Annotated in this window: 20 protein-coding genes; 7 read left to right on the plus strand and 13 right to left on the minus strand. The window is 46.9% G+C overall.

All coding sequences use genetic code 11. The annotated features are described in order from the left end of the window. Window positions 1-5: 5 nt before the first annotated feature. Together R7Z47_RS02595 and R7Z47_RS02600 are read left to right on the plus strand one after the other, a co-directional pair. Entirely contained in the window at window positions 6-1,109 is a 1,104-nt protein-coding gene (locus R7Z47_RS02595; RefSeq protein ID WP_053350522.1) for an OmpP1/FadL family transporter, read from the plus strand. A gap of 176 nt (window positions 1,110-1,285) precedes the next feature. Then, on the plus strand, window positions 1,286-2,083 hold the full coding sequence (locus R7Z47_RS02600) for a hypothetical protein (RefSeq protein WP_053350521.1): 798 nt from the start codon (window positions 1,286-1,288) through the stop codon (window positions 2,081-2,083). Between the two features lie 47 nt (window positions 2,084-2,130). On the opposite strand, the gene speG is transcribed toward R7Z47_RS02600, so the two are convergent. Beyond that, window positions 2,131-2,670 (minus strand): spermidine N1-acetyltransferase, encoded by a 540-nt coding sequence (speG, locus tag R7Z47_RS02605; RefSeq protein ID WP_005375417.1) that lies wholly within the window; start codon window positions 2,668-2,670, stop codon window positions 2,131-2,133. Between the two features lie 246 nt (window positions 2,671-2,916). Between speG and R7Z47_RS02610 the strand changes: the two genes are divergently transcribed. Next, window positions 2,917-3,069: a hypothetical protein gene (locus R7Z47_RS02610; RefSeq protein ID WP_005375418.1), complete on the plus strand. Its 153-nt coding sequence runs from the start codon at window positions 2,917-2,919 to the stop codon at window positions 3,067-3,069. 112 nt (window positions 3,070-3,181) lie between these two features. Here the strand turns inward: R7Z47_RS02610 and R7Z47_RS02615 are convergent, their stop codons facing one another. The 7 genes from R7Z47_RS02615 to R7Z47_RS02645 all read right to left on the minus strand — a co-directional run bounded on the left by R7Z47_RS02615 (window position 3,182) and on the right by R7Z47_RS02645 (window position 13,320). After that, window positions 3,182-4,231 carry a sensor domain-containing diguanylate cyclase gene (locus tag R7Z47_RS02615; RefSeq protein ID WP_025998663.1) on the minus strand — a complete coding sequence of 350 codons (1,050 nt, stop codon included), beginning with the start codon at window positions 4,229-4,231 and terminating at the stop codon, window positions 3,182-3,184. Between the two features lie 282 nt (window positions 4,232-4,513). Next, complete coding sequence (locus R7Z47_RS02620; protein WP_005375420.1) at window positions 4,514-5,365, minus strand: carbenicillin-hydrolyzing class A beta-lactamase CARB-42; 852 nt, start codon at window positions 5,363-5,365, stop codon at window positions 4,514-4,516. 324 nt (window positions 5,366-5,689) lie between these two features. Next, the gene (copI, locus tag R7Z47_RS02625; protein WP_318129801.1) at window positions 5,690-6,241 is read right to left on the minus strand and encodes a copper-resistant cuproprotein CopI; all 552 of its coding nucleotides are present in this window, start codon (window positions 6,239-6,241) and stop codon (window positions 5,690-5,692) included. 76 nt (window positions 6,242-6,317) lie between these two features. Then, a complete protein-coding gene (locus tag R7Z47_RS02630; protein ID WP_171344139.1) occupies window positions 6,318-9,485 on the minus strand; it encodes an efflux RND transporter permease subunit in 3,168 nt (1,055 codons plus the stop codon). A gap of 2 nt (window positions 9,486-9,487) precedes the next feature. Continuing rightward, window positions 9,488-11,206, minus strand: a complete 1,719-nt coding sequence (locus R7Z47_RS02635) for an efflux RND transporter periplasmic adaptor subunit (RefSeq protein WP_318129802.1) — start codon at window positions 11,204-11,206, stop codon at window positions 9,488-9,490. Window positions 11,207-11,370: 164 nt separating this feature from the next. Next, the gene (locus R7Z47_RS02640; RefSeq protein WP_045394664.1) at window positions 11,371-12,762 is read right to left on the minus strand and encodes a TolC family protein; all 1,392 of its coding nucleotides are present in this window, start codon (window positions 12,760-12,762) and stop codon (window positions 11,371-11,373) included. A gap of 135 nt (window positions 12,763-12,897) precedes the next feature. Further along, on the minus strand, window positions 12,898-13,320 hold the full coding sequence (locus R7Z47_RS02645) for a hypothetical protein (RefSeq protein WP_318129803.1): 423 nt from the start codon (window positions 13,318-13,320) through the stop codon (window positions 12,898-12,900). Between the two features lie 315 nt (window positions 13,321-13,635). Between R7Z47_RS02645 and fdhF the strand changes: the two genes are divergently transcribed. Beyond that, window positions 13,636-17,874 (plus strand): formate dehydrogenase subunit alpha, encoded by a 4,239-nt coding sequence (fdhF, locus tag R7Z47_RS02650; RefSeq protein ID WP_318129804.1) that lies wholly within the window; start codon window positions 13,636-13,638, stop codon window positions 17,872-17,874. A 391-nt stretch (window positions 17,875-18,265) separates the two neighbouring features. Continuing rightward, window positions 18,266-18,637 carry a hypothetical protein gene (locus R7Z47_RS02655; RefSeq protein WP_005375433.1) on the plus strand — a complete coding sequence of 124 codons (372 nt, stop codon included), beginning with the start codon at window positions 18,266-18,268 and terminating at the stop codon, window positions 18,635-18,637. 109 nt (window positions 18,638-18,746) lie between these two features. Here R7Z47_RS02655 and R7Z47_RS02660 read toward each other — a convergent pair whose 3' ends face one another. The 4 genes from R7Z47_RS02660 to R7Z47_RS02675 all read right to left on the minus strand — a co-directional run bounded on the left by R7Z47_RS02660 (window position 18,747) and on the right by R7Z47_RS02675 (window position 22,724). Continuing rightward, window positions 18,747-19,844 (minus strand): ABC transporter permease, encoded by a 1,098-nt coding sequence (locus R7Z47_RS02660; protein WP_318129836.1) that lies wholly within the window; start codon window positions 19,842-19,844, stop codon window positions 18,747-18,749. Beyond that, entirely contained in the window at window positions 19,844-20,770 is a 927-nt protein-coding gene (locus R7Z47_RS02665; protein ID WP_213885946.1) for an ABC transporter ATP-binding protein, read from the minus strand. Before R7Z47_RS02665 ends, R7Z47_RS02660 begins: the two co-directional genes overlap by 1 nt. Window positions 20,771-20,774: 4 nt before the next feature. Continuing rightward, window positions 20,775-21,725, minus strand: coding sequence for an HlyD family secretion protein (locus R7Z47_RS02670; RefSeq protein ID WP_373417462.1), 951 nt, complete (start codon window positions 21,723-21,725; stop codon window positions 20,775-20,777). A 207-nt stretch (window positions 21,726-21,932) separates the two neighbouring features. Continuing rightward, entirely contained in the window at window positions 21,933-22,724 is a 792-nt protein-coding gene (locus tag R7Z47_RS02675; RefSeq protein ID WP_115386742.1) for a PhzF family phenazine biosynthesis protein, read from the minus strand. Window positions 22,725-22,911: 187 nt separating this feature from the next. On the opposite strand from R7Z47_RS02675, the gene R7Z47_RS02680 reads away from it, so the two are divergent. Together R7Z47_RS02680 and R7Z47_RS02685 are read left to right on the plus strand one after the other, a co-directional pair. Next, on the plus strand, window positions 22,912-23,445 hold the full coding sequence (locus R7Z47_RS02680; RefSeq protein ID WP_017635230.1) for a YbhB/YbcL family Raf kinase inhibitor-like protein: 534 nt from the start codon (window positions 22,912-22,914) through the stop codon (window positions 23,443-23,445). Between the two features lie 19 nt (window positions 23,446-23,464). Then, window positions 23,465-24,244 (plus strand): AraC family transcriptional regulator, encoded by a 780-nt coding sequence (locus tag R7Z47_RS02685; protein ID WP_005385142.1) that lies wholly within the window; start codon window positions 23,465-23,467, stop codon window positions 24,242-24,244. Between the two features lie 36 nt (window positions 24,245-24,280). Here the strand turns inward: R7Z47_RS02685 and arsB are convergent, their stop codons facing one another. Beyond that, entirely contained in the window at window positions 24,281-25,336 is a 1,056-nt protein-coding gene (arsB, locus tag R7Z47_RS02690; protein ID WP_005385145.1) for an ACR3 family arsenite efflux transporter, read from the minus strand. Window positions 25,337-25,341 lie beyond the last annotated feature (5 nt).

Genomic DNA, 25,341 nt, shown 5'->3' on the forward strand with positions numbered 1-25,341 from the left:
TTAGCATGAAAAATCTTTCAAAAATCGTCGTAGCGAGCTCTCTACTGACGTGTGCTGCTGCGCAAGCGGGTGGGTTATACCTTTATGAAACTACAGCATCGGATATTGGTTTGGCATCCGCTGGTATGGCGGCTCGTGCGCAAGATGCCTCAGTAATGGCAGCAAACCCGGCTGGTCTGGCGAATGTTTCTGGTAAATCTTTCTCTGGTAACCTGATTGGCCTTTACGGTGACGCGCAACTAGACACGATGACTAGCGATGCGGGCAACGTGATTGGTTTTGTTCCTATGGCGTCGGCATTTTACAGCCAACAAGTGAACGACAAATGGACGCTGGGTATTGGTCTGTATGGCAACTACGGCCTTGGCCTCGAGTACGAAGGTCTTTTGAATAATCATTTAGATATTCCTACAGCAACGACACAAGCGTTGACCATTCAACCTTCCGCTTCTTACCGCATCAATGATCACTGGTCTGTGGGTGCGGCGCTTGGCATTCAGTACGGTATGTATGAAGTGGAAACGAAGGGAGCCCTGAACTTCAATGACGAAGACCAAGATACTCAGGTCAACGGTCGAGTAGGTGTGCTTTATGAGGCAACACCAGGCACTCGTCTTGGTCTGTCTTACTCTTCTGAAACCGAATTTGAATTCGACAACAGCAACTCCATTGCTCCGCAACAACTGATCTTCAGTGCTTACCATGAAGTGAATGATGACCTAGCGGTGATGTGGAACGTGAACTGGCAAGACTGGAGCGAATACACAACCACGCTTAAGGCTGCAGAATTGGTCGATGTAGAGACACAAGACACTTACCAAATCGCATTGGGTACTCAGTACAAACTGAATGAAAAAATGATGTGGAATGCAGGTTTTGCATTCGATACCAGCATGTATGAAAGCCAATCAAACGGTGACATTACCGTTCCTACTGGCAAGGCGTACCGCATTGGTACAGGCATTGATTACAAATTGGATTCAGAAAACTCAATTGGTTTCGCGTTTGAAGCGATCTTGATGGAATCGTCAGAAACGCCACGCTTACAAGCTGGCTTTGATGAGCCTGCTCTGTACTTCATGAGCATGAGCTACAACTGGAAAAACTAATCATTCCTAATCGCTAAAACGCCTTCCTTACAGGCCATTCTACCCTAACTACCTGCACTGGATGCTGTCATGCCATCTAAGGTAGTTAGGGCGCTTCTGTCGCATCCAGTGAGTGATGATTCAAAAAGTATCTGCGCAGCTAAGTGCGGGTATTCAACATCTCAAAGGACTAAAAAATGAAAAATAAACTAGCGTTAGTGTGTACGACTTTGTTGGTCAGTACGCTGGCTCATGGTGCCGAGCATCGAGTAAAAGACAATAAAAACAAGTTGGCGGATGACCCAACAAAAGTCATCACGAAATTTGGCGCCTCGTACGCAAACAACTACGATTTTGATGATCAAAACATCTCATTCTCGGGCTCACTTGCGCTTGACCAAGCGCGCAAAATCAACCTGCGTATCAATGATGATGCGAGCGAGTGGCGTATTGGTGGCTCGTGGTTGTTTCCGGTCGGTATCGTGAACTTCAACTTCGGTAAAAATGAATACGTAAATGGCGCGGATCAAACCAACTACAGCGTTGGTACCTTTATGCCGCTAAGTTATTTCGGGATTGAGCCAGCAGGCTTCCAAATTTTCCCAATGGCAGGCTATACGTACAACACTGGTGATGTTCCTGTTTGTGACGGTGCAGAAAGTAGCCACTGTAGCGAGCCTAACTTTACGGGCACTCCAAGTGCAGAGAATGGCTTCAATATGATGAGCTCTTCAGGCAGTAGCGGTTACGTTGGTGCATTTGCGCTGAAATCGTTTACCAAAGAGCTGACGTTAATCAGCTTCGCAGCAGGCACTTACGGCTCAGAAAACAGTGAAGGAGAGAACTACAAAGGCTTCTTTGGTGGTATTGGTCTTGGTTACCTCGTGAGCAAACGCCACTCTTTTACCGTAATGACGTTTGTCATGGACAACAACACCTATTTGGATGAAGCAGACAAGCGCATCGTATTATCATATCAATATCAATTTGAATAAATAAAAACGCAGCCCAAATAGCTGCGTTTTTACTTTGATAGAATGAACTAGTGAATTGAGTTGTTTTCTTCGATCTTTTTCTGGTACTGGTGTTTTAATATATACATGCGCTTAACATCGCTGTAAGCGCCGTTAATAAAGTATTCTTCTACAAGGTGACCTTCTTCGATAAAGCCGCACTTTTTGTATAAGTGAATAGCGACTTCGTTATCCACTGCGACTAATAAGTAGATTTTACGTAGATTAAGAATTGAGAATGAGTAATCTAACGCACGATTAATCATTTCTGTCGCATAACCTCGGCCTTGATGCTCTGGGGCGATGATTATCTGAAATTCCGCGCTGCGGTGAATGTAGTTAATCTCGATCAGCTCAACTAAGCCAATTACGATGCCGTCTTCATCTTCGACGACAAAACGCCTTTCAGCGTCATCATGTATATGTTTTCGATAAAGTTCTTCGAGCTCGTCATAAGACTCGTAAGGTTCTTCGAACCAGTAGGCCATGATATTTCGGTTGTTATTCAGTTCATGAATAAAGCGCAAATCAGAACGCTCTAATGCACGCATTTTTAGGCCTTTCTTCATCATTTTTCTCCAATGAGGGCGGAGAATACCTCCGCACTTGATGCTAGAAAATATTACCGTATTTCACAAGAATAGCGCATCTTTTTTTGGAAAATATCCTGTGATTTTCAATGTGGAAACTTAGAGTTCACGACAAATATAAATTAATCTTTACGATAAAAAACTCGATTAGGTGCTTTGCCTAATATCGTATTAAATACCGCGCAACGACTTAGTGTCTTAATCTAAACAAACAAGGTATTCAATATGTTTTCAATCGGTGACGTAGTAGTAGCGACTAAAGGTATCGATCTTGGCGAAATGGTTGTTACAGGTTTAAGCAGTGGCGGTTTTTACACACATGTAAAAGCAGGCGAAAAAACACTAACTTACCCAGCTAAAGATCTTAAGAAAGCATAATTAAATTTGCTCATTCTTATTTTTAACTGGCTTAAAGTTCGTATTAGTTATTTTAAGCGGGTTAGAATCGATAAAAGGTAGCGCAATGAGTCGCTACCTTTTTTTATTTTTTCTACCTTTCTTCACCAATATGAAACTCAACGCGATTTCTTCCGGTTTCTTTTGCCTTGTAAAGTGCTAAGTCGGCGCGTTTAACGAGTGGTTCAAATGAGTCGTCGAGACGACAGACTTGAGTTACCCCAATACTCGCGGTGAAGCTCATATCACAACCTGAATGTTGAACGGTCGTCGTTTCTAGTGCATTACGAATTGTTTCTAATGTGTCTAGAGCTTGCTGTGATGAGCGACTTCTTAATACGATGGCAAACTCTTCACCGCCAACTCTGGCAAGTAAGTCACAATCAAGTAGATGACTTTTAATAGTATTGACTGCATGGATCAGTGATTTATCGCCTGCGTCATGACCAAATCGGTCATTGAGGCTTTTAAAATTGTCGAGATCTAAAATAGCAACATGGAAGTCAATGCCCAGGGTTCGGTATTCATTTAGGCGGCTTTCGATTTGTCGCATGAACTCTCTGCGGTTTGGAATACCTGTTAGATCATCCGTCGTGGCGAGGTGTTCCATTTTCATAATCTGTATATGAAGGGCAATGTTTAAAGCAATCCAATTAGCGATGCACTGAAGCTGTGCCGCTTGTTCGTTTGTGTAAATGTGCGTTTGATGATGCGCAACATTAAGCGTTCCTAGGCAGACTTTACCGTGCATTAAAGGCGCGTCCATACACGTCCCCATACCATTGGATGCGAGCATCACACAATCGATCTCATCAGATTGCGTAACATCGTCGCAGATCATCAGTTGTTGCTTTTTGAACACTCGGCCAACAAACGCTTGATGAATGGGCACTAAAAATTCAGCGGGAATCGCTTTACTACCAGAGAAAGAGTAGACCTTTAAATGATCATTGTTTTCATAAAGTGTGATACTCGCACGGTCAGAATTAAATATACGATTTATCCATTCTGCCACCGTATCAAGTACTTGCTGTAGTGTTTCCGATTGAGCTAAAAAGTGAACAAACCCTATCGGCATACATATCGGACTTTCCATGTTTTGCATCGATAAGTCATCAGGGTTAAAAGTTCTTTCAAGTCTCAATAGACATCTCCTTGGCAATGTTGGAAATACCAACAATAAATTACGTGAAGCTATTTTGTAGAAAATGTGCTTCTTGGTAAGAGTATGGTTTAATTATCGCCATTTGTGTGCATTTAGTTGCTTAATGTGGGCGTTAACTCACCCTAAATAAGTAAATCTTATACCTATTTATAAGTAAGTCATTACTCAATAAGTGGTGTTTTTAAGATGGAAGTACAGAATGAGCCCTTCTGGAAGAGAAGGGCTAGAAAAGGATACAAATGGGGTCAGGTGAGTAGAGACTTAATTGTCTTTGTACTTTTGTAAAATCAACTGACTTATCTGCGCAACGAGCTGGTCCCTAGCTTGAAGTGAGAGCTCGGTTTCTGTGACATAAATACTAATGTAAACAGGTCGATGATTTTCCTTCCATATAATCGCGTTAATGCCACGCGAACCATGACCTCCCGCACCAGAACGGTCTGCAATAGACCAACCTGTTGGTAATACAGAACGCATTAACGAGTCTGAAACTTTGTTGTCCTGCATCCAGATTTTTAATTGTACACGAGACTCATAAGACAACGTTTCGCCTTCGACCAAAGTTCGAAGAGTGTTTAGTATGGCGTTAGGTGTGGTTGTGTCGCGGCTGTCGCCTGGTGTGGCTTCGTTCAAGCGAGGTTCTATTCTGTCTAGGCGCGTTGCTTTATCTCCAATTGTTCGCAGAAACATTGTTACGGCCTTAGGGCCGCCAATTTCATTTAATACTAAGTTGGCTGCGGTATTATCACTCATTAACATAGCGGCTTCACACGCGTGCTCTATGCGTGTGTTTTGGCCTGCGAGCTTATCCATCACTGGAGACCATACAACGATACTGCGCTCATCGACTTTTGCGGTCGCATTTTTACTTAGCTTACCGCTGTCCATATCACTTAGCATTTTGGCACAAGCTAGGGTTTTGAATGTGCTCATGAGTGGGAAGCGTTCATCGCCACGGTAATCCCAACGCTCGTCTGCTTGGGTATCCCAAACTGACACCCCAATTCTGCTTGAGGTTTGTTGCTCGAGGAGAGAAATGTCCTCATTCAGTTGGGACGCGTAACTTAGGGTTGAGCAAACCATTAGCCCAGCCAACAAAAATAACTTTTTCATGGATCGTGTTCTTCAATTTTAGTTTTAGTTCGCACGGTAGCGATGTCACGTAAACTATAACGAGCCAATACTCTAAACACTGTTAAATCTATGTCTATTTTATGTAGGATTCTTTGCAATACGCTTAAACGGTCTCAATATGGGGAGAAGAGTGTTGCTATCAAGGCCTGTAGTTTGGCTTATATATTACGTCGGTGATTCGGTCACAAAAATATCTTAGCGAGAGACACTGGCTCAGAATTTCTTATCATGAGCTAACGAATAGTTTGATCCAGAAATAAAAGGAGCTGAATCATCAGCTCCTTTGTCTAGTTGGATAATTACTTACAGTTCAATCTTTTTAACCATGCCCGATTCTGCATGGCCCGGAATGTTGCACGCGAACTCAACGTTGTTGTCACCGTGGAAATGCCACAACAACTGCTTCGCTTTCCCCGGTTCTACCGTAACAGCGTTGCCTGAGTCATGCATGTGATCGCCGCTCATCGTCTTCATCATTTCGCGATGTTCTAGCTGCTCTTTGGCCGAACCGATTGTGAACTCGTGGTTGATCTTACCGGTGTTCATGACCACAAATTGCACCACATCGTTTGGCTCAATTTTAACGTCTTTTTTGAACTTAATAGTCATGTCATCACCCAAGATAACGTGTACCACCTTGTCTGGCTTTGCCCCTTTTGCTGGCATACCTACTGCCGACATGCCCGGCATATCCATCATGTTTGAATGGTCCATTTTACTGTGGTCCATCTTCATGCTGCCGTGGTCCATGTTTTCATGCTTCATGTTGCCATGGTCCATGTTTGAATGATCCATTTGGGCAAACGCAGTCGTTGTTGTTAGGGCTAGAGCAAGAGTGATTAGTGTCTTTTTCATTTTTATATCCTTGTTTTAATTCATTAATAACTTGGTTGCTTCCCCCCAAACGGCATGTTTGAGGGGAAGGTAGGGATTAAGCGTTGTTGTTTACATCACTAGCTTGGTGATTAGTCGCATTGCTTTGGCGTAACTCACGTTGTTTCCACAGCTTGAAGATGGCTGGAAGCACCAACAGCGTCAGTAGCAGTGCCGATGCCATACCACCAATCATTGGTGCGGCGATACGTTGCATTACTTCTGATCCTGTACCTTCGCCGTACATGATCGGAATAAGGCCAATAATGACCGTCAGTACCGTCATCATTACTGGGCGAACACGCAGGCCTGCACCTTCACGAATGGCATCGGTTAGGTCTTTCGCCTCAAGCTTCTGTTGGCTCTCTTCCGCATCCAGCTTTTTGTAGTGCCATGCTTGGTTGAGGTAGACGAGCATGATGACCCCAATTTCAACCGCGACGCCTGCTAGGGCAATAAAGCCGACCCCAACAGCAATCGAGAAGTTGTAGTTGAGGATATGCATGAGCCACAAACCACCAACCATAGCGAGCGGTAGGGTAAGCATGATGATCATCACTTCGCCGACACGACGGAAGCTGAAGTAAAGCAGCAACATAATGATGGCGATGGTGATTGGCACCACGACACTCAAGCGATCTTTCGCACGTTCCATGTATTCGTATTGACCAGACCAAGCCAGCGAGTAACCCGCAGGAAGCTCCAACTGATCGGCCACGACTTGCTGTGCTTCCACGACGTAAGAGCCAAGGTCACGACCATCGATATCGACAAACACCCAGCCGTTTGGACGCGCGTTTTCCGTCTTGATCATCGGAGGGCCGTCTTCGTAACGAATGTCCGCTACATCAGCCAGCGCAATACGAGCGCCATTTGGTGTCACTAACGGTAGGTTTTGCAGTTTAACCACTGAATCACGGTAGTCTTGTGGGTAACGAACGTTGATTGGGTAACGCTCCAAGCCTTCGATGGTTTCACCCACATTCATGCCACCCACCGCAGTGGAGATCACTTGCTGAACGTCTTTGATGCTTAAGCCATAACGCGCAGCGGCACGACGTTTAATGTCGATCGTGACATAACGACCACCTGCTACACGTTCTGCGTAAACCGATGCCGTGCCTTGTACGCCATTAAGAATTGGCTCCAACTGAGAACCGATCTTCTCAATCACTTTCAGATCGGGTCCGGCGATCTTAATGCCGATAGGGGTTTTGATGCCCGTTGCCAGCATGTCGATACGCGTTTTGATCGGCATTACCCAAGCGTTAGTAAGACCAGGGAACTGAACCAACTTGTCGAACTCTTTGCGCAGTGACTCGGTTGTTACCCCTTCACGCCATTGGTCGCGTGGCTTCAACTGAATCACGGTTTCAATCATGGTGAGTGGCGCTGGATCGGTTGCAGTTTCAGCTCGGCCAATCTTGCCCCATACGGTTTTCACTTCTGGAACGGTTTTGATCAGCTTGTTGGTTTGTTGTAGAAGCTCGCGTGCTTTACCAATTGAGATACCCGGATAGGTTGTTGGCATGTACATCAAGTCGCCTTCATCCAGCGGAGGGATGAACTCGCTACCCAGTTTACTGGTTGGGTAGTAAGCCGACGCCATTAGACCTAATGCGATAACAATCATGGTCTTAGGGTATTTTAAGCTGGTGTTCAACAGCGGGCGATACAGCGCGACCAAGCCGCGGTTAACCGGGTTTTTGTGTTCCGGTAACACCTTACCGCGAATGAAGTAGCCCATGAGTACTGGGACGAGTGTGATTGCCAAACCTGCTGCCGCTGCCATGGCGTACGTCTTAGTGAAGGCAAGCGGCGAGAACATCTTGCCTTCTTGGCCTTCTAAGGCGAACACTGGTACGAAGCTAAGAGTAATGATCAACAACGAGAAGAACAGCGGTGCGCCGACCTCTTCTGCGGCTTTGCCGATTACTTGCCAGCGGTTCTTGTCGGTCAATGGCGTTCGTTCAATGTGCTTGTGAACGTTTTCAATCATAACGATTGCACCATCCACCATGGCACCGATGGCAATCGCAATACCACCCAAAGACATGATGTTGGCGTTGATGCCTTGCCAATGCATTACGATAAACGCACTAAGAATACCAACCGGTAGGCTCAGAGCGATAACCAACGAAGAACGAATGTGGAACAGGAACAACGCACACACAATCGCGACGACGATGAACTCTTCTGCAAGCTTCTTCCATAGGTTTTCTACCGCTGAATCGATGAGGGTAGAACGGTCGTAGGTTGCAACAATTTCCACGCCTTCTGGTAGACTGCGTTGTAAGTCTGCGAGTTTGTCTTTAACTTTCGCAATCACTTCACTGGCGTTTTCACCAAAGCGCATCACGATAACGCCGCCGACCGCTTCACCTTCGCCATTCAGCTCTGAGATACCACGGCGCATTTGTGGGCCAAGGTTAATGTCTGCGATGTCCCCTAATAGCAACGGCGTGCCTTTCTCGGTGACTTTTAGCGGCAGTGATTTGATGTCTTCAATGCTGGTTAAGTAACCCGTGGTACGAACCATGTGTTCGGCTTCAGCCACTTCGATAACGGACGCGCCAGTTTCTTGGTTACCGTTTTGGATTGCCATGTTCACTTGTTGCAGAGTGAGGTTGTAAGCACGTAGCTTGGCAGGATCAATCTGCACTTGATACTGCTTCACCATACCGCCCACGGTCGCGACTTCAGAAACGCCATCAACGGTTTGCAATTCGTACTTCAAGAACCAGTCTTGCAGGCTGCGAAGATCCGCCAAATCATGCTTGCCGGTTTTGTCTTGTAATACGTAGCTGTAAACCCAGCCCACGCCCGTTGCATCAGGACCTAGGGTTGGTTTTGCGTTCGGTGGCAGCTTTGGTGCTACTTGGCTTAAGTACTCCAACACGCGTGAGCGTGCCCAGTACATGTCGGTATCATCGTTGAAAATGATATAAACGTAAGAGTCACCAAAGAAAGAGTAGCCACGAACCGTCTCAGCACCCGGCACGGCAAGCATGGCGGTGGTGAGTGGGTAAGTAACTTGATCCTCGACGACTTGAGGAGCTTGACCCGGATAGCTTGTCTTGATGATCACTTGCACATCAGAAAGATCCGGAATCGCATCAACAGGCGTATTCTTTACACTGTAAAGTCCGCCTAATACAAGGGCTAAGGTCGCGACCAACACTAGGAATCGGTTGCTCAGTGACCAACGAATAATAGCATTGATCATAATTAACCCTCGACGGCTGATGTTGCAGGAACTAGCTGTTTAAGAACGTAGTCAGATCCTTGTTTTTCAACTAGAAACCGAACTTTCTGTCCTTCTTCAAAACCCGATAGATCAACGTCTTCACCCACAGAGAAGTTCATCTCACCCGCATCCCAGTTCCATTCTGCAACCGGTAAGTGGTTTAAGGTGATCATGCCAAAGTCGGCCATCAGCATGGTGATGTCACCAGTTAGCCAAACTTCTGCGGCAATGACGCTTTCATCAGCCTTATAGTTGACGATTTGGTACTGACCGGACTCCGTCTTTTGCATTTCAAATTCGATAGCCTGACCTTTTTTCAAGTCACCCATCTCAACGCTATCTGCGAAAGTGAAGTTCATTACCATGCCCGGCCAATCCCATTCTGGTACAGGCTGGTGGTTGATGGTCAGCATGCGGTGATCTTTCATTACGTCTGTGACCTCACCTTTGGCCCATGCTGTTTCTGCCGCTGCTTCTACACCATTGATGCGAGACAGATCCGCAGACTGGCTTGATTCAGAATCGAGCATGAAGTGAGATGAAGTAACGATCTTGTCGCCTTGTTTAAGTCCTTGTAATACTTCGATTTGTTCGCCAGCTTCGCGGCCAACTTCAATTCGAGCAGAACGGTATTTGCCATCACCTTCCGCCAGAACAACGCGAGTCATACCGCCAGAGCGGATAACAGATGACTTAGGAATCGTTAACACTGCGTCGTCAGTGACAGGCTGCAAGGCAATATTGGCGAACATGTTTGGCTTCAATGCGCCATCTGGGTTAGGGAATTTAAGACGCACACGCAACGTACGTGTTTTCGGATCGAGGATTGGGTACACGTAATCTACGACACCTTGCCATTCATTGCCCGGAATCGCGTCAAGGGTCATCGTGGCTTGAGAGCCCGCTTTCATCCAGTGTGCTTGACGCTCAAAGACTTCTGCATCAACCCAAACATTGTCCAAAGGACCTGCACTGATCACCGCTTGAGCAGGGGATAAATAGCCACCTTCACGCACGTTTAAGCTCGCGATAACGCCATCAGCAGGCGCTTTGATTTCAATGGTTTGCGATGCTTTACCACTACGAGTAATGGATTTGATTTGAGCGCGGTCAACACCAAGCGTTACCAAGCGTTCGGTCGCGCCTTTTACAAGACCTTTGCGGCCAGTGCGGTACGCATTCAGCAATTCTTCTTGTGCTTTAACCAGTTCTGGAGAGTAGAGCGTGAAAAGCACATCGCCTTTCTTCACTTTCTCACCCACGGCATTGATGTAGAGTTTTTCTACCCAACCCGCCACACGAACGTTGGTTTGCCATAACAGACTTTCATCAAAGGCAATATAGCCAACCGTTTCGATGCGTGGTGATAGCTGTTGCAGTGTCGCGTTTGCGGTTTTAACCCCGAGGTTGTTTTCTACTGAAGGGTCAATAGTCACTGTACCCGGTGCGTCTTGTTCACCGGATAGGTCTTCTGCGTAAACCGGAATCAAATCCATGCCCATTGGGGACTTACCCGGTTTGTCGCGTTTGTAATTCGGATCCATTGGGGCAACCCAGTAAAGTGGATCATTAGAGCTTGCAGCAGATTTGCCACCCATTGCACTCATGTCGTGAGCCGAGCCCGTAAGAAAATGATTAGCACCAAACCCTAAAGCACCACCAACAATCAGCGCGATGGTTGCAATTTTTAATGTTTTCATTGTTTTACCTTATTTTCCCCTTCACATTTGACGCTACAGCGTTGTTGCCTGCTCTCGTTCACCCAAATCACATAGAAGATCCCTTGGTTTATAAGGGAAAGTGCTCATGGGATTCTCTCGTTTGCCGTCTAGCTGCAGCCCCAACTGTCTTGGGGAATCACAAATTAATATGTCGAAATAGAGCGAGCTTCCGGTGAAGCCACTTGGTAGTCGAAACCACCGAGTAGGGTGGCTAAATTGCTGTTTGCGATGTTGAGATCGGTCAGTAGACGTTGTTGCTCCAATTGCAGAGCCAACTCGTCAGTCGTGGCGGAAATCACATCGTTAAACTGCGCTGTGTTGTTTTGATAACCCCGCTCAACGGCTTGAATGCGCGCTTTCGCTTGAGGCAATAAGGTGGATTGATAACGTTCTAAACGCTGGGTTAAGTTGCCGCGATCAACCAGCAAAGTGTTCACCTTGGCATTCATCTGCGTTAGTAAGGTGTCTTTTTGCGATTGTGCCGCGCCAACTTGGTATTGAGCGGCAGCAAGATTGCGATCTTGGCGGTCACCCGTAAACAACGGAATGTCCATGGTGAGGTAAGCGCTAACCAAATCAGAGGCGGGCTCACCCATCATGTTGTCGGCTTGGCGGTAGGCGTACATTACTTCGACGCCAAACTGCGGGTTGTAGGCTTGCTCAGCAATTTCCACCTGCGTTTTATTGGCAGAAATGCTGACGTCGGCCATCTTAACCATCGGGTGTTGGCTGAGTTGCTGATAATGCTTGGTGGAACCCTGACTGGCAGCAAGTTTGCTGTTCAGTGTGTCCCAGTTCAATTGGTTGCTCGCGTGCAAAGCCTGTTCGTTTGCCAACCAATCTGACCCCAACCATTCGGAGAGTTGAGAGATAAGACGACGTTGCATTTGTGCATTGGCTTGCAGTTTCTCATCTAACTTACTGACTTGAAGCTGGGCGTTGAGCAGATCTTGCGCTTCACTCTTACCAATCGAATAGTTGGTTTGAATAAAGCTTTCCATCTCCTTCATCAACTTGCGATTCTCAAGCATGATTTGTTCAGCGCGTTGCTGGTAACCAAGCTCTAACCAAAGTTGAGTCATGCTGTTGGCTACCTCAAGCTCACGAGCATGAACTTGAAGCCCAAGGCCGTCGGCTTGTTGATTGGCTTTCTTCTGCTGTAAATCAAGCGTAGAGCCACGCTCAAACTGTTGCATTAAACCAACGGAGATATTGGTCATTGGGTCTTCATCGAATTTGAAGCTGTCGACAGGCAAGCCGCCAAAACCCACTTTCAGTTTTGGGTCCATCAAGGTCGCGCTCGCGACGCCCGTTTCACGCATGGCAGCAGATTGCGCTGAGTATTGCTTACGATTGCCATCGTTACTCAAAGCGACGTTGATCAGTTGGGCAAGCTTGGTCGTCGAAGCTCGCTCACTTGATGCGGAATTTTGTGCTGCGTGCGTCTCTTTACCAGCGGCGTTAACCAAGGTTGGCGCAGCGACCAGAGCCACCATAAAAATAGGTGCAGCTAAGCGGTATGGTTTGATATCCATAATCTAAATCCAGTGTTCGCCGGATCGATGGAGGTGCGGATTTTATTGCGGGAACAGTAAAGCCTTGTTACCTCATCGTTCAGGCGCATTAAAACAGCCTGCGATACACGCGCAGGGTCGAATGCTAGGACGGATTTAGGCTATAGGAGGTCGGTATAGGTCGCGGCTTACGTGTACGACAGGGGAAGCAACTTCAGGAGTAATAGTTGCGCGATAGACGACGGGCATTGGGCTATTGATAGGATTCGGTAGGGGGACGAAAACTATCGTACACGCGGCAGTACAGCAGGTATGAACCATGCCGGAGCCTCCACCACAGTTCATGCTGGTTTCTCTTGCATCGCCATCTTCGGACATAGAAGCGTCAGTCATGGAGACGTCCATCATGCGAGGCATACCGCAGTGTTCGCTGTCACTCATCATAGAAGGATGATGAGCCATGCCAGTAGACATCATTTGAATATTCATCAACGGCTCACTGTTCGCCACACTAGATACTAATAGCACTAGTGTCGTGAAGAGAGTTAACCAGATTGTATGCAGCGATTTTAAGTGCATACCCTTTCCCATGTGTTTGATGAAAATGATGAAAACCCTTCGATTCTAAAGGTTAACCTAAGGGTAAGGTCAATCATTTATTACTCTTATTATCAAAATAGTCCACCCCTTCAGTTTTCGCACTTTCGAGGGAGTAAAACGTTTGTTAAATACCGAGTGTTGAAAGTTAGCGAAAGAAGCCCTCGCTTTTTATGACACGTGAAAAATGTGGTTTATAAGTTTTACATCACACTAACTTGTCTTACAAATGATTATCCTTATAGAATGCATGGTTTTACTTGTGCAGATTTGGATTTGCTTTGCTGCGGGGGTTGCATGATAGAAATTGTCATCGATGGAAAATATAGAATTGTAGAAGAGGGTCTAACCCTTTTAGAAGCAGCAAAAGTGTGTGGGGTCGAGATCCCATCGCTGTGCGGAATGAACAAAAGTAATGAAAAAGTACCGTGTGACTTGTGTGAGGTTGAAGTCGAAAGTGGCGGTACTAAGCGTGCGTGTGAACTCGAAGTTTACCGCGGCCTTAATGTGGTCACGCAATCAGAACAATTAAGCGAGCACCGCAGAAAAGCACTCAACCGCATCATGACGGACCATTACGCCGATTGTGAAGCGCCATGTAAAACCGCGTGTCCTGCGGGCGTGGATATCCAATCGTACCTTTATCACATCGCACAGAACGATCATCAAAAAGCGATTGAAGTGATTAAGCGTACGCTTCCTATGCCGTTATCGATTGGCCGCGTATGCCCGGCATTTTGTGAGAGCGAATGTCGCCGTTCGTTAGTCGATGAGCCTATTGCAATTCGTCAGCTTAAACGTCATGCCGCGGATGCGGATTTGTCTGCGCATGAAGCCTACGTACCAGAAAAGAAACCAAGCAAAGGTTTGAACATTGCCGTCGTCGGCAGTGGTCCTGGTGGTCTGACAGCTGGCTACTACCTATCGAACGAAGGCTACGACGTTACGGTTTTTGAATCCATGCCAAAAGCGGGCGGTTGGTTGCGTTATGGCATTCCAGAATACCGTTTACCAAAAGACATTCTCGATAAAGAAATCGAACTGATGTGCCGCAATGGCATGCAAGTTCACACCAATCAAAAGCTGGGTGTGGATTTCACGCTTTCTCAATTGAGTGAAGAATACGACGCAGTGTGTTTGGCTGTTGGCGCGTCTCAAGCGGTTGAAATGCATTACACAGGCAGCGACCTTGAAGGTTGCTACTTAGGCGTTGATTACCTTAAAGATTACGTTACTGAGCAAAACTATGTAACGGGTCATAAAGTCGCGGTGATCGGTGGTGGTAACACAGCAATTGACTGTGCTCGTACTGCGCGTCGTGCTGGTGCAGACACCACGTTGATTTATCGTCGTACCCGTGACGAAATGCCGGCAGAAGACTACGAGATTGTCGAAGCGGAACACGAAGGGGTGAAATTCCACTTCTTAACCAACCCGGCAGAAAACCTTGCCGATGAAACCGGACGCGTGAATGCGATTCGTCTAGAACGCATGGCGTTGGGTGAGCCGGATGCATCTGGTCGTCGAAGCCCTAAACCAACCGGCGAGTTCTTCACCGAAGAGTTCGACACCGTGATTGCGGCAGTATCGCAAAAGCCAGATCTGAGCTTCCTAGAGGGCGAAGATTTGTCGATTCCGCTTACGCGTTGGAACACCTCCGATGCAGATGAAAAGACCATGCACACAGGCACGGGTAACATCTTCAGTATTGGTGATTTCCGCCGTGGTCCAGCAACGGCAGTTGAAGCCGTGGGTGATGGTCGCGTTGCGGCAAAAGCGATTGACCTGTTTTTGAATGGCGATATGGCAGACATGCCAAAGGTGGCGTTCAACTCGCGCAAAGAGAAGAAACTTTCTCAAGTCGATCCGCTTCACTTTGAGAACATCCAGAAAGTCGCTCGCTCTATCATGCCTGAACTGACTCCAGCACAACGCGAGCAAAGTTTCGCTGAAGTGGAGTTAGGCTTTGATAACGAAGAAGCGATGAAGGAAGCTGCGCGCTGTCTAGAATGTGGCTGTCAGGCAAATACCGATTGTGCGCTACGTGACTACTCCACCGAATATGAAGCCGAGCAAAGCTTTGACTTCTCCTTGCAGATTAAATCACACCAAGATTGGTTAGATCTTCGTGCGAAAGACTTGCGTCATAAGTACGAAGTTGACCGCAGTTCTGAGTTTATTGAGTTTGATGCTAACCGCTGTATTAGCTGTGGTCAGTGCATCCAAGCGTGCCGCGACAAAGCCGTACACGGTGTACTGAACTTCGTGTGCGATAAACAAGGTCGTCCGGCATTACGTCCTGACGATCGTCCACACTTTGGAAGTAACAAGAATGGCTTAACCCTAATGGGTGATTCGAACTGCGTGCAATGTGGCGCGTGCGTTCAAGTGTGTCCAACGGGCGCAATGGTCGATAGTCGTGACCGTTCACAAGGTCGTACCGAAGATCTGAAAGCGGTCGACACCATTTGTACATACTGTGGTGTGGGCTGTAAGTTGACTATGTTCTTGGATGAAGCAACCAATACGATTCGTTACGTGAAGGGCGGTGACTCGCCAGTGAACCAAGGCATGCTGTGTGTGAAAGGGCGCTTTGGTTTTGATTTCATTGGCAGTGAAGAGCGTCTTACCACGCCATTGATCCGCAAAGACGGTTGGTTGCAGCCTGCAAGTTGGAAAGAGGCGATTCAACTGATTGCGAGCAAGTTCTCTGGCATCAAGCAAGATTTTGGCAGCAACGCATTGGCGGGTTTCTCTTCAGCGAAAACCACTAACGAAGACAACTACGCGTTCCAAAAATTTGTCCGTCGTGAACTGGGTACTAACAACGTCGATCACTGTGCGCGCTTGTGTCACGCATCGAGTGTAACAGGTCTTGAGGCATCACTCGGTAGTGGTGCAATGACCAACGACATCCCAAGTATTAAGCACTCTGATGTGATCTTTATTATTGGTTCGGATACCACATCGGCGCACCCGATTATCGCTTCACACATCAAACAAGCAATTCGTCACCACGGCGCTCGTTTGATTGTGGCTGATCCGAAACGTGTCGATATGGCGGAGCATGCAGAGCTGTATATGGCGCACCGTCCGGGTACGGATGTGATGCTCCTGAACGGCGTCATGCAGCAGATCATCAAGAACGGTTGGTACGATCAAGAGTACATCGAAGAACGTGTCGACGGCTTTGATACCTTGTTGCAAGAGGTGATGTCGCCAGCTTACAACCTCGATAAAGTGGAGTTGGTTACGGGCGTAAAAGCCGAAGACATTCAAGCAATGGCGCGCATGATCGGTACGGCAGATCGTACGGCTGTGTACTACTCGATGGGGATTACTCAGCACACGACAGGTCATGACAACGTGCGTTCTATCGCTAACCTGCAATTGCTGTGTGGCAACATCGGTATTGAAGGTGGTGGTATCAACCCGCTGCGTGGTCAATCAAACGTGCAAGGCGCGTGTGATATGGGCGCTTTGCCAAACAGCTTCCCAGGCTACCAAAAGGTATACAACCCAATTGTGCGTCAGAAGTTTGCGATTGAATGGAACGCACCTAATCTGCCTTCTGAGCAAGGTCTAACCCTGACAGAAATCATTGATGCGGCTTGCCATCGTGACGTTCGTGGTATGTACATCATGGGTGAGAACCCAGTGTTGAGTGATCCGAACCAAGCGCATGTGATTGAAGGTTTAGAAGCGCTCGATTTCTTGGTGGTTCAAGACATCTTCTTAACGGAAACCGCGCAATACGCGGATGTGGTTCTGCCTTCTTGCTCGTTTGCAGAGAAAGCGGGTCACTTCACCAATACGGAGCGTCGTGTTCAGCGTGTGAATCCTGTCGTAACGGCGCCGGGTGAAGCGAAAGAAGATTGGTGGATTATTCAAGAAATTGCCAATGCCATGGGCAGTGATTGGGATTACCACTGCGTGTCTGATATCACTAACGAAATCGCACGTGTGACACCTCAATACGCGGGTCTTCGTTGGGATGCCATTACGCCAAACGGTGTGCAATGGCCGAGCAACAAGAACAACCCGGCAGGTACTCGCATCATGCACCAAACCCAGTTTACACGTGGTAAAGGGCAGATGGTGGGTGTACCGTTCCGTTATGCGGCTGAGTTGCCAGATGAAGAGTACCCACTTGTGTTAACGACGGGTCGCGTACTTGAGCAGTTCCACACTGGCACCATGACGCGCAAAACCAAAGGGTTGGATAACCTTGCTGGCCCTCGCGCGATGGTGAGCGTGGAAGACGCAGAAGCACTTGGCATCAGTAATGGTCAGCGTCTGACGGTGTCTACACGTCGCGGCAGCATTGAGATTGATGCTTTTGTGACTAAGCGTATTCAAAAAGGAGTGGTGTTCATTCCATTCCACTTTGTTGAATCGCCAGTCAACCGTTTAACGACAACGGCGACGGATCCGCATGCGAAGATCCCTGAGTTCAAGGTCGCTGCGGTTAAAGTGGAAGTGAGCGAAAAAACAACGCAGACAGAGTCTCTCGAAGATAGTTACCAACACGTTTAAATTCGGTGAGTCACATTGTTGTGGTCACTGACAATTTGAGCCTAGTTGATGGGCGGATAATCTAATCTTGATTTCCGCTCTCACTACATTCACTCGGATTGTCTTTTTCTTCCAACTCCTTTTACTTTTCTGTTATCACCGCGCTCCGGTTAGTTTTCCTTTCTTACTTCTTACTTCTTACTTCTTACTTCTTACTTCTTACTGTCTCTGTGGCGTATTTTTGTTCAAGCCCATGATGAGAGTGCAATAAAGTTTGTTGTTGAGCTTGTCATAGAATTGACTGTCTCTGACTGTCCCCTGTTATTTGGGCAAGTTCTATAACCTAAACTTTGCTCGCTTCCTATACTGAATTAACGAAGCAAGATTTTTATAACAACAAGAGGAAGCTTGTATGACAAGAACAACCTCATTTGCACTCGTTTTATTACTTATGTGCGCATACTTTGGTTACAACCGTTATTATGTATACCCCCAGCAGTTGGAAACACAGGCGAAGTCCATGCTAATACAAATGGCAAATCGCGAAGAGTGGGTCGATGTGTTTGAGATGATGAATCGCGTAGACGCGCACAAGGGCCATTTGGAACTTGTTGCTGACGTGACATCCTCTGATGGTCAGCGTGCGTACAGTGAAGGTATTATCACGTACACGGATCGCGAAGGCGTTGTCTGTAAACAGGTAGTGTTCAACTTTAAAATAAACTCTTTGAAAAACTACAATATTTCCGATTTACGAGATTGTTCCTACGGTGAGTACTATTAATATTGTCTGAGAGTTGAGCTCGATAGCGCAGTGTATGAATACAGAAACAAAAAATAGCCCTTCGTTGGGGCTATTTTTGTTTTTAAGGAATGAACGCAATATCGTGGAATTAGTCGAGTGATTTTTTGAAGCGAAATGAAGCGACAATAAGGCCGATAACGGTGAATCCAAGTAACCAAACTGTATCTCGCCATAGCTCCATTAGGTCTGCACCACGCAGCACCACACCACGAATAATTCGCATAAAGTGGGTGGCAGGCAGCGCTTCGGATATCCATTGTGCCGCGATGGGCATTCCTTCATAAGGGAACATAAATCCGGACAGAAGAATCGATGGCAAAAGAATAAACACCGTCATCTGCATTGCTTGAAGCTGCGTCGTCGCAATGGTGGATATCACCAAACCTAAGGTTAAACTCGCGGCGATAAACAACAGCGTGCCAAACAGTATCTGACTAATGGCGCCGTTTATCGGTACACCAAATATCCAATGACCCAAGCCTAAAATGATAAACACCTGTATCAGACCAACAAAGATGTAGGGAATGATCTTCGCTACCATGAGTTCGATGGAGTGGATTGGCGTAGTAATCAGTAACTCTAAATTGCCACGTTCCCGTTCTCGAATAATGGCTGCGCTGGTGAACAAGATCATCGTCATGGTTAGAATCACGCCCAATAAACCGGGGACAATGTTCACCGCCGAGCGCCGACTCGGGTTGTAATACAGCGCAACTTCAAAGGTTTTGGTTGGGGCAGGGCGTATCTCAAAATCAAAATCCGTTAACGGCATGGTTTGCAGTGAGAGAATCGCTGAGCTGATCATGGTGTCTGAGCCATCCACAATCCACTGGCCAAGCTCTCTACCTTGCACCATGCGTTGGGTTAGGTCGCTAGGTAGAATTAAAGCCGCTCGCACCAAACCGTCTTGAATGGCTTGCTCGGCTTCAGAAGCGGTAGCGAAGGTTTCGACCACATCGACCACTTGTGTGACTTTGACGGACTCAGTGATCACGCGCCCGGCAGTGCTGCCACTTTGATCGACGACGCCAACGGGAATGTTGCGAATATCCGTATTAATGGCAAAGCCAAATAGCAGAAGTTGAATCAGGGGGATCATTACGACCATGCCAAAGGTAATGCGGTCACGTGAAAGCTGACGGATCTCTTTGATCATCACCGCTTTCATGCGGGCAATAGATTTCATCATTGGCGACCTTCTCCCGTCACGCTGACAAACACATCTTCCAAGCTAGGACGAGCAATGTTCATCTCGCAGCCATCAAGCTCAGGAAAGGTTTGGGTTAACCATTCGATCGGTTGTTCGATGTGCTGGTGGATCAAAATGCGTAAGCGAATGCCGAGCTGTGCGGCAGAACGGACTTCTTCGCGTCGAATGACTTTCTCTTTTAGCTCGCGTAAGTTATCCGCTTTGACTTCAACGATGTTAACGCCCATTTGGGCCATGAGTTCTTCTGGCTCACCATCGGCGCGGATTTCCCCCGCTTCCATAATAGCCAGACGATGACAGCGCTCTGCTTCATCCATGTAGTGCGTTGTGACTAAAATCGTCGTGCCTTGGTCAGAGAGATCAAACAACTGCTCCCAGAAATCGCGTCGGTTCTCTGGGTCAACCGCAGATGTGGGCTCATCGAGAAACAACAGTTCTGGCTTGTGCATAGTGGCTGCGGCGAGAGACAAGCGTTGTTTCTGGCCGCCACTCATTCCGCCGACGCGCTGTTTACGCAACTGGTCGAGACCGTAGGTGGCTAGTTGTTCTTCGATGCGAGCTTTCAGGGCCTTGGTTTCCATACCAAAGATTTGTCCAATAAACTCAAGATTCTCTTGAACCGTCAGGTCATCATAAAGCGAGAACTTTTGTGTCATGTAGCCAATCTTGAGGCGCAGAAGCTCAGATTGTTTTGGGATCTCTAGCCCGAGTACATCGACATTGCCCTCACTTGGGCTAAGCAAGCCAGTCAACACACGAATGGTTGTCGATTTACCGCAACCGTTAGGGCCAAGAAAACCATAAATACTGCCTTTGGGCACATTAAGCGTGATGTTGTTGATGGCGGTGAAGTCACCAAACTTCTTCACTACATTTTCAGCTTGAATCGCGTATTCGGTCATTGGCTTACTCCACCAAATCCACTTGCGCTGGAATGCCCGAAGGCAAGGGTTGTGCTGAGTCTTGAAGGTCGACTTCTGCTAAGTACATCAAACGCGAGCGTTCTTCCTCGGTAAGCGCGAAATAAGGCGTAAATGAAGGCTCAGTCGCTACCCAACGAACGGTGCCGCTATATGGTTGCTCAACGCCATCTACATGCACGTTAACCGTTTTACCAGGCACAAAGTCGACTCGATAGTTAGCAGGAACATAAACGCGAGCGTATGGGACGCGGCTGGCTTGTATTACAGCAACCACACCATTCACAGGAACGCGTTCGCCAAGGTTAAACGGTAGGTTATCTAACAAGCCATCTCGCGTGGCCGTGATGGTGAGTTCTGCCAGTTTCTGTTCTTGCAGTGCCACATCGGCTTTTGCTGCCATGAGTGCGGCTTTCGCTTGTTCAATATCTTCAGGACGAGAGCCAGCGGTCAGTTTGCTGAACTCTTCTTGTGAGGAGTCTAGCTCTGCACGGGCAGAATCTCTGGCTGCTAAAGCGGTGTCTTTTTCTGATTGGCTGATGAGCTTTTTACGAACTAATTCCGCTTTACGTTGGTAGTTCTTTTGCGCTTCAATCAATTGAGCTTCCGCTCTGGCAACGCGAGCTTGCGCTGCGGCAATGTCTTCTGGTCGCTCACCATTGGTCAATTTCAAAAGATAGGCGTCAGCCTTGGCTTGTTCGGCAACGGCGTGAGCTAAAACGGCTTCTTGGTTCTTTGTATCGAGCTGAACCAGCACTTCTCCTTCGGTGACTTGGCTGCCTTCCTTAATGGGTAGGGCACGAATTATCTCGCTAGAGGTTGCAGTAAAAGTTACGCGGTCACGCTCAAGCGTACCAAGGGCTTGCTGTCCGTCATCTTTGGAACAGGCAGTTAAAAGAGTCAGGGCTAGGGTGCAAAGAATGATTCGCTTCATCATGCGACGCTTCCTCTAAGAAGGTGAGCTCGAAATCGTATCAAGCTATAGAAGAGTGTGGGACTGCATTCAATGTAACGTGAGTCAGTTTTGTCCGGCTAGGAAGTTAATTCCTTCAATATTCATCAATTGATTAATTATTGAAGCTGGCTTGATCCTGCGGAAGCCGTGCTTTACTTGGCTCTTTTAAGTTGATTACATGAATATCATTTAAACAAAAATCTTGCCTTTCATGTAGAGCACGCCGTCGCCAGATACTCTTACTTGTTCGCCAGTAACTTCACAGTGCAAAATACCTCCGCGCTGAGAAGCTTGGTAAGCGACCAGTGACGTCTTGCCTAATTCTTCTGTCCAGAACGGTGCTAATCCAGCGTGAATCGAGCCAGTTACGGGGTCTTCGTCACCACCATTTGCAGGCCAAAAGTAACGAGATACAAAGTCTTGTTGATCGCCTTTTGCGGTAACGACCACATCGTAAGGAGCGAGTGTCTTGAGGTGCTCTGAACGGTATTGAACCTCAAGTACCTCCTGCTGGTTGCCGACCACCACGAAATACGCTTGAGGGCTAAGCAGTACGCGTTCCACATCGCAACTTAGGCCTTCAATCAATGCCGAGGGAATATCAGAAACGGCTTTTGGAGGACGAGCAGGGAACGTCATCTCGATCTTACCTTGCGCATTCTTCTCTACGGTGAGGGTTCCTACTTCCAGAGTATGAAATTCAATCGTGCCATTAATGCCAAACTCATCAAACAGAACTAACGACGAGGCCAGTGTCGCGTGTCCACAGAAATCGATTTCAGTAATCGGAGAGAACCAACGAATCTCATATCGGTTTGCGCCAATGGATTTTAGAAAAGCCGTTTCCGACAAGTTGTTTTCTGTCGCGATATTTTGCATCAATTCTGGGGCTAGCCATTCCTCTAAAGGTATCACCGCTGCTGAGTTGCCTTTGAATTGCGTATCGGTGAAGGCGTCCACCACGTAGATATCCAATTCCATTTTCCTTCCTTATTCCGTGAGCGATTAATTAGCATAAACCAAGTGCAATTAAGAGAGTAAGAAGTTTGTGTTAGAATCTTAAAGTGTCAAAATTATAGATTATTTTGTGGTTTTTGATACTTACTGACAAGGATTCGGACTGCTGGGTATTTAGACTAGTGTTGAATTCATTGAAAGGAAGAAAAACATGAAAGCGATATACAAGTCAGTTTTGGTATTGAGTGTTTTTGCGGTCGGTTCTGCCCATGCATTTGAACTCGTGAGTAGAGATATTCAAGAAGGCCACCCGATGGCGAAGACATTTGAATACTCTGGTTGGGGATGTGATGGCGGGAATCAATCACCACAATTGATGTGGAAAGAAGCTCCAAAGGGCACAAAAAGTTTTGCGATCACCGTGTATGACCCCGATGCACCAACAGGCAGTGGTTTTTGGCATTGGATAGCGTTTAATATTCCATCCACCGTTAGCGAGCTACCTCGAGGCATTGATATGAACAAGTTAGGCGGCAAAGAATCTCGTATTGACTACGGCACAACGGGGTTCGGCGGCGCGTGTCCTCCAAAGAATGATGGGATGCATCGTTACCAGTTTACGGTGTGGGCATTGCCAACTGAAGAACTGAACTTGGATGAAAACACGCCACCAGCCATTGTAGGGTTTACTTTGAATAGTGTTGCTTTGGGTAAAGCGACATTAACCACGACTTACACGCGATAATTGAATATAAGGGGAGAGAATGGGTCACCAATATCAGGTTACGCTGTTTCGTGCGGAGCAGCAGCAGAAGCTTCGTAATGTCAGGATTCACTCCCCAAGCCTTATTCAGATTGTTAAGGGGAGTAAACATCTTTTCTGGAAAGATGAAGTACTCGACATCCATCATCCAAATATCATGCTTTGTGAAGCAAATGCATCCCTAAATTTTGAAAATCTTCCTCTACAAGGGCGATTTCTTTCTCGAATGTTCAGTTTTCACTGTGTGCCTAGCGATGAAATGTTGGAGCTAAGCATGAGCAACGCATTAGGAAACTATGTACCCGTTGTTGAGACAGATAAAGCATTGCAAGCGACGTTAAATGCTTTGTTTTCGTTTGAGCGGGAAAGCTTAAGTGAAGCGACACAACGCTATTGGATTATGGGCCTATATCAGCAGCTAGCTGAGAGAGGGTTATTGCATCGGTTGTTCTCGAGTTCACATATCTCTTTTAGTCAGAAACTTAGTCGTTACTTATCGCGCTCTCCAGGGGAGGAGCATCCATTAGATATGGTCGCGGGGCACTTTGCTATGAGCCGAGCAACATTGATACGAAAACTGAAACAAGAAGGTACCCAGTATCGTGAAGTATTGGCAGAAGTGCGCTTAAATCACGCACTTTACTTGATGCAAAATGGCTCGTATAACGTTGCTATGCTCGCACAGTTGTGTGGTTATCAGTCAGAGGGGCGTTTTAGCCAACGCTTTAAAAGTAAGTTCGGCCTAACGCCCAGCGAGTATATTAAAACGGTAGTGAGTTAATGTTTTACCGCTTTTGTATTTTTTGTGCTTTTTAAGTTAGCCATAATATTTGGCTTTCATTCGCAATGCTACATTCACCAAAGCAATCAACACAGGCACTTCGATCAGCGGACCAATGACACCAGCAAAAGCTTGGTCTGAGTTTAGGCCAAACACCGCGATAGAAACCGCAATAGCCAATTCAAAGTTGTTGCCTGTTGCCGTGAAAGCAATTGACGCGTTTTTGTCGTAGTCGATGCCCATTTTCTTACCAACGAAGAAGCTGACAAAGAACATCAACACAAAGTAGATAGCCAGTGGAATTGCTACACGGAATACATCCATTGGCAGTTCAAGAATCATTTCACCTTTCAAGCTGAACATCAGTACGATGGTCGCAAGCAGGGCGATAAGCGTAATTGGTGAAATGCGTGGGATGAATACGTCGTTGTACCATTGTTCACCTTTCGCAGCGACCAGCCATTTGCGGCTTAGGAAGCCCGCTAGGAATGGGATACCAAGGTAAATAAGAACGCTTTCCGCGATGTCCATCATCGAGATATCAACTACGAAACCTTCGTAACCAAAGACTGGTGGCAACACAGTGATAAACAACCATGCCATCACACTGTAAGTCACGATTTGGAAAGCGCTGTTTAATGCAACTAGGGCTGCGCCGTATTCTTTGTTACCACCACCGATATCGTTCCATACCAATACCATCGCAATACAACGAGCAAGACCGATCAGAATGATACCAACCATGTAACCCGGATGATCACCTAGGAAAGTCAATGCAAGGATGAACATCAAAATAGGGCCGACAATCCAGTTCATGACCAAAGACAGCGTGATTGCTTTTTTATCTTTCGTCACTGTGCCTAGCAGGTTGTAGTTCACCTTTGCGAGTGGCGGGTACATCATCAAAATCAAACCAATCGCTAGCGGTACGTTTGTGCTACCAACTGACATTGACTCGTTCCACTCAGCAACTTGAGGGAATGCTGCGCCAATACCTACACCGATTGCCATTGCAACAAAAATCCACACCGTTAAGTAACGGTCCAAGAAGCTCATTTTGTCGCTGGCACTATTTAAAACTTGAGTAGTCATAGTGT

Origin of the sequence: Vibrio sp. 1641, assembly GCF_033339995.1 — a bacterium.
In the GTDB taxonomy this organism is placed as follows: Bacteria; Pseudomonadota; Gammaproteobacteria; order Enterobacterales; family Vibrionaceae; genus Vibrio; species Vibrio alginolyticus.

Excerpts from the sequence above, each read along its gene's own strand:
- R7Z47_RS02595 (WP_053350522.1), top strand. The coding sequence starts at position 6 with ATGAAAAATCTTTCAAAAATCGTCGTAGCGAGCTCTCTACTGACGTGT.
- R7Z47_RS02630 (WP_171344139.1), bottom strand. The coding sequence starts at position 9,485 with ATGATCAATGCTATTATTCGTTGGTCACTGAGCAACCGATTCCTAGTG.
- R7Z47_RS02680 (WP_017635230.1), top strand. The coding sequence starts at position 22,912 with ATGAAAGCGATATACAAGTCAGTTTTGGTATTGAGTGTTTTTGCGGTC.
- R7Z47_RS02635 (WP_318129802.1), bottom strand. The coding sequence starts at position 11,206 with ATGAAAACATTAAAAATTGCAACCATCGCGCTGATTGTTGGTGGTGCT.
- R7Z47_RS02610 (WP_005375418.1), top strand. The coding sequence starts at position 2,917 with ATGTTTTCAATCGGTGACGTAGTAGTAGCGACTAAAGGTATCGATCTT.
- R7Z47_RS02685 (WP_005385142.1), top strand. The coding sequence starts at position 23,465 with ATGGGTCACCAATATCAGGTTACGCTGTTTCGTGCGGAGCAGCAGCAG.
- R7Z47_RS02670 (WP_373417462.1), bottom strand. The coding sequence starts at position 21,725 with ATGATGAAGCGAATCATTCTTTGCACCCTAGCCCTGACTCTTTTAACT.
- R7Z47_RS02640 (WP_045394664.1), bottom strand. The coding sequence starts at position 12,762 with ATGGATATCAAACCATACCGCTTAGCTGCACCTATTTTTATGGTGGCT.
- R7Z47_RS02660 (WP_318129836.1), bottom strand. The coding sequence starts at position 19,844 with ATGAAATCTATTGCCCGCATGAAAGCGGTGATGATCAAAGAGATCCGT.
- arsB (WP_005385145.1), bottom strand. The coding sequence starts at position 25,336 with ATGACTACTCAAGTTTTAAATAGTGCCAGCGACAAAATGAGCTTCTTG.
- fdhF (WP_318129804.1), top strand. The coding sequence starts at position 13,636 with ATGATAGAAATTGTCATCGATGGAAAATATAGAATTGTAGAAGAGGGT.
- speG (WP_005375417.1), bottom strand. The coding sequence starts at position 2,670 with ATGAAGAAAGGCCTAAAAATGCGTGCATTAGAGCGTTCTGATTTGCGC.
- R7Z47_RS02600 (WP_053350521.1), top strand. The coding sequence starts at position 1,286 with ATGAAAAATAAACTAGCGTTAGTGTGTACGACTTTGTTGGTCAGTACG.
- R7Z47_RS02655 (WP_005375433.1), top strand. The coding sequence starts at position 18,266 with ATGACAAGAACAACCTCATTTGCACTCGTTTTATTACTTATGTGCGCA.
- R7Z47_RS02665 (WP_213885946.1), bottom strand. The coding sequence starts at position 20,770 with ATGACCGAATACGCGATTCAAGCTGAAAATGTAGTGAAGAAGTTTGGT.
- R7Z47_RS02645 (WP_318129803.1), bottom strand. The coding sequence starts at position 13,320 with ATGCACTTAAAATCGCTGCATACAATCTGGTTAACTCTCTTCACGACA.
- R7Z47_RS02675 (WP_115386742.1), bottom strand. The coding sequence starts at position 22,724 with ATGGAATTGGATATCTACGTGGTGGACGCCTTCACCGATACGCAATTC.
- copI (WP_318129801.1), bottom strand. The coding sequence starts at position 6,241 with ATGAAAAAGACACTAATCACTCTTGCTCTAGCCCTAACAACAACGACT.
- R7Z47_RS02620 (WP_005375420.1), bottom strand. The coding sequence starts at position 5,365 with ATGAAAAAGTTATTTTTGTTGGCTGGGCTAATGGTTTGCTCAACCCTA.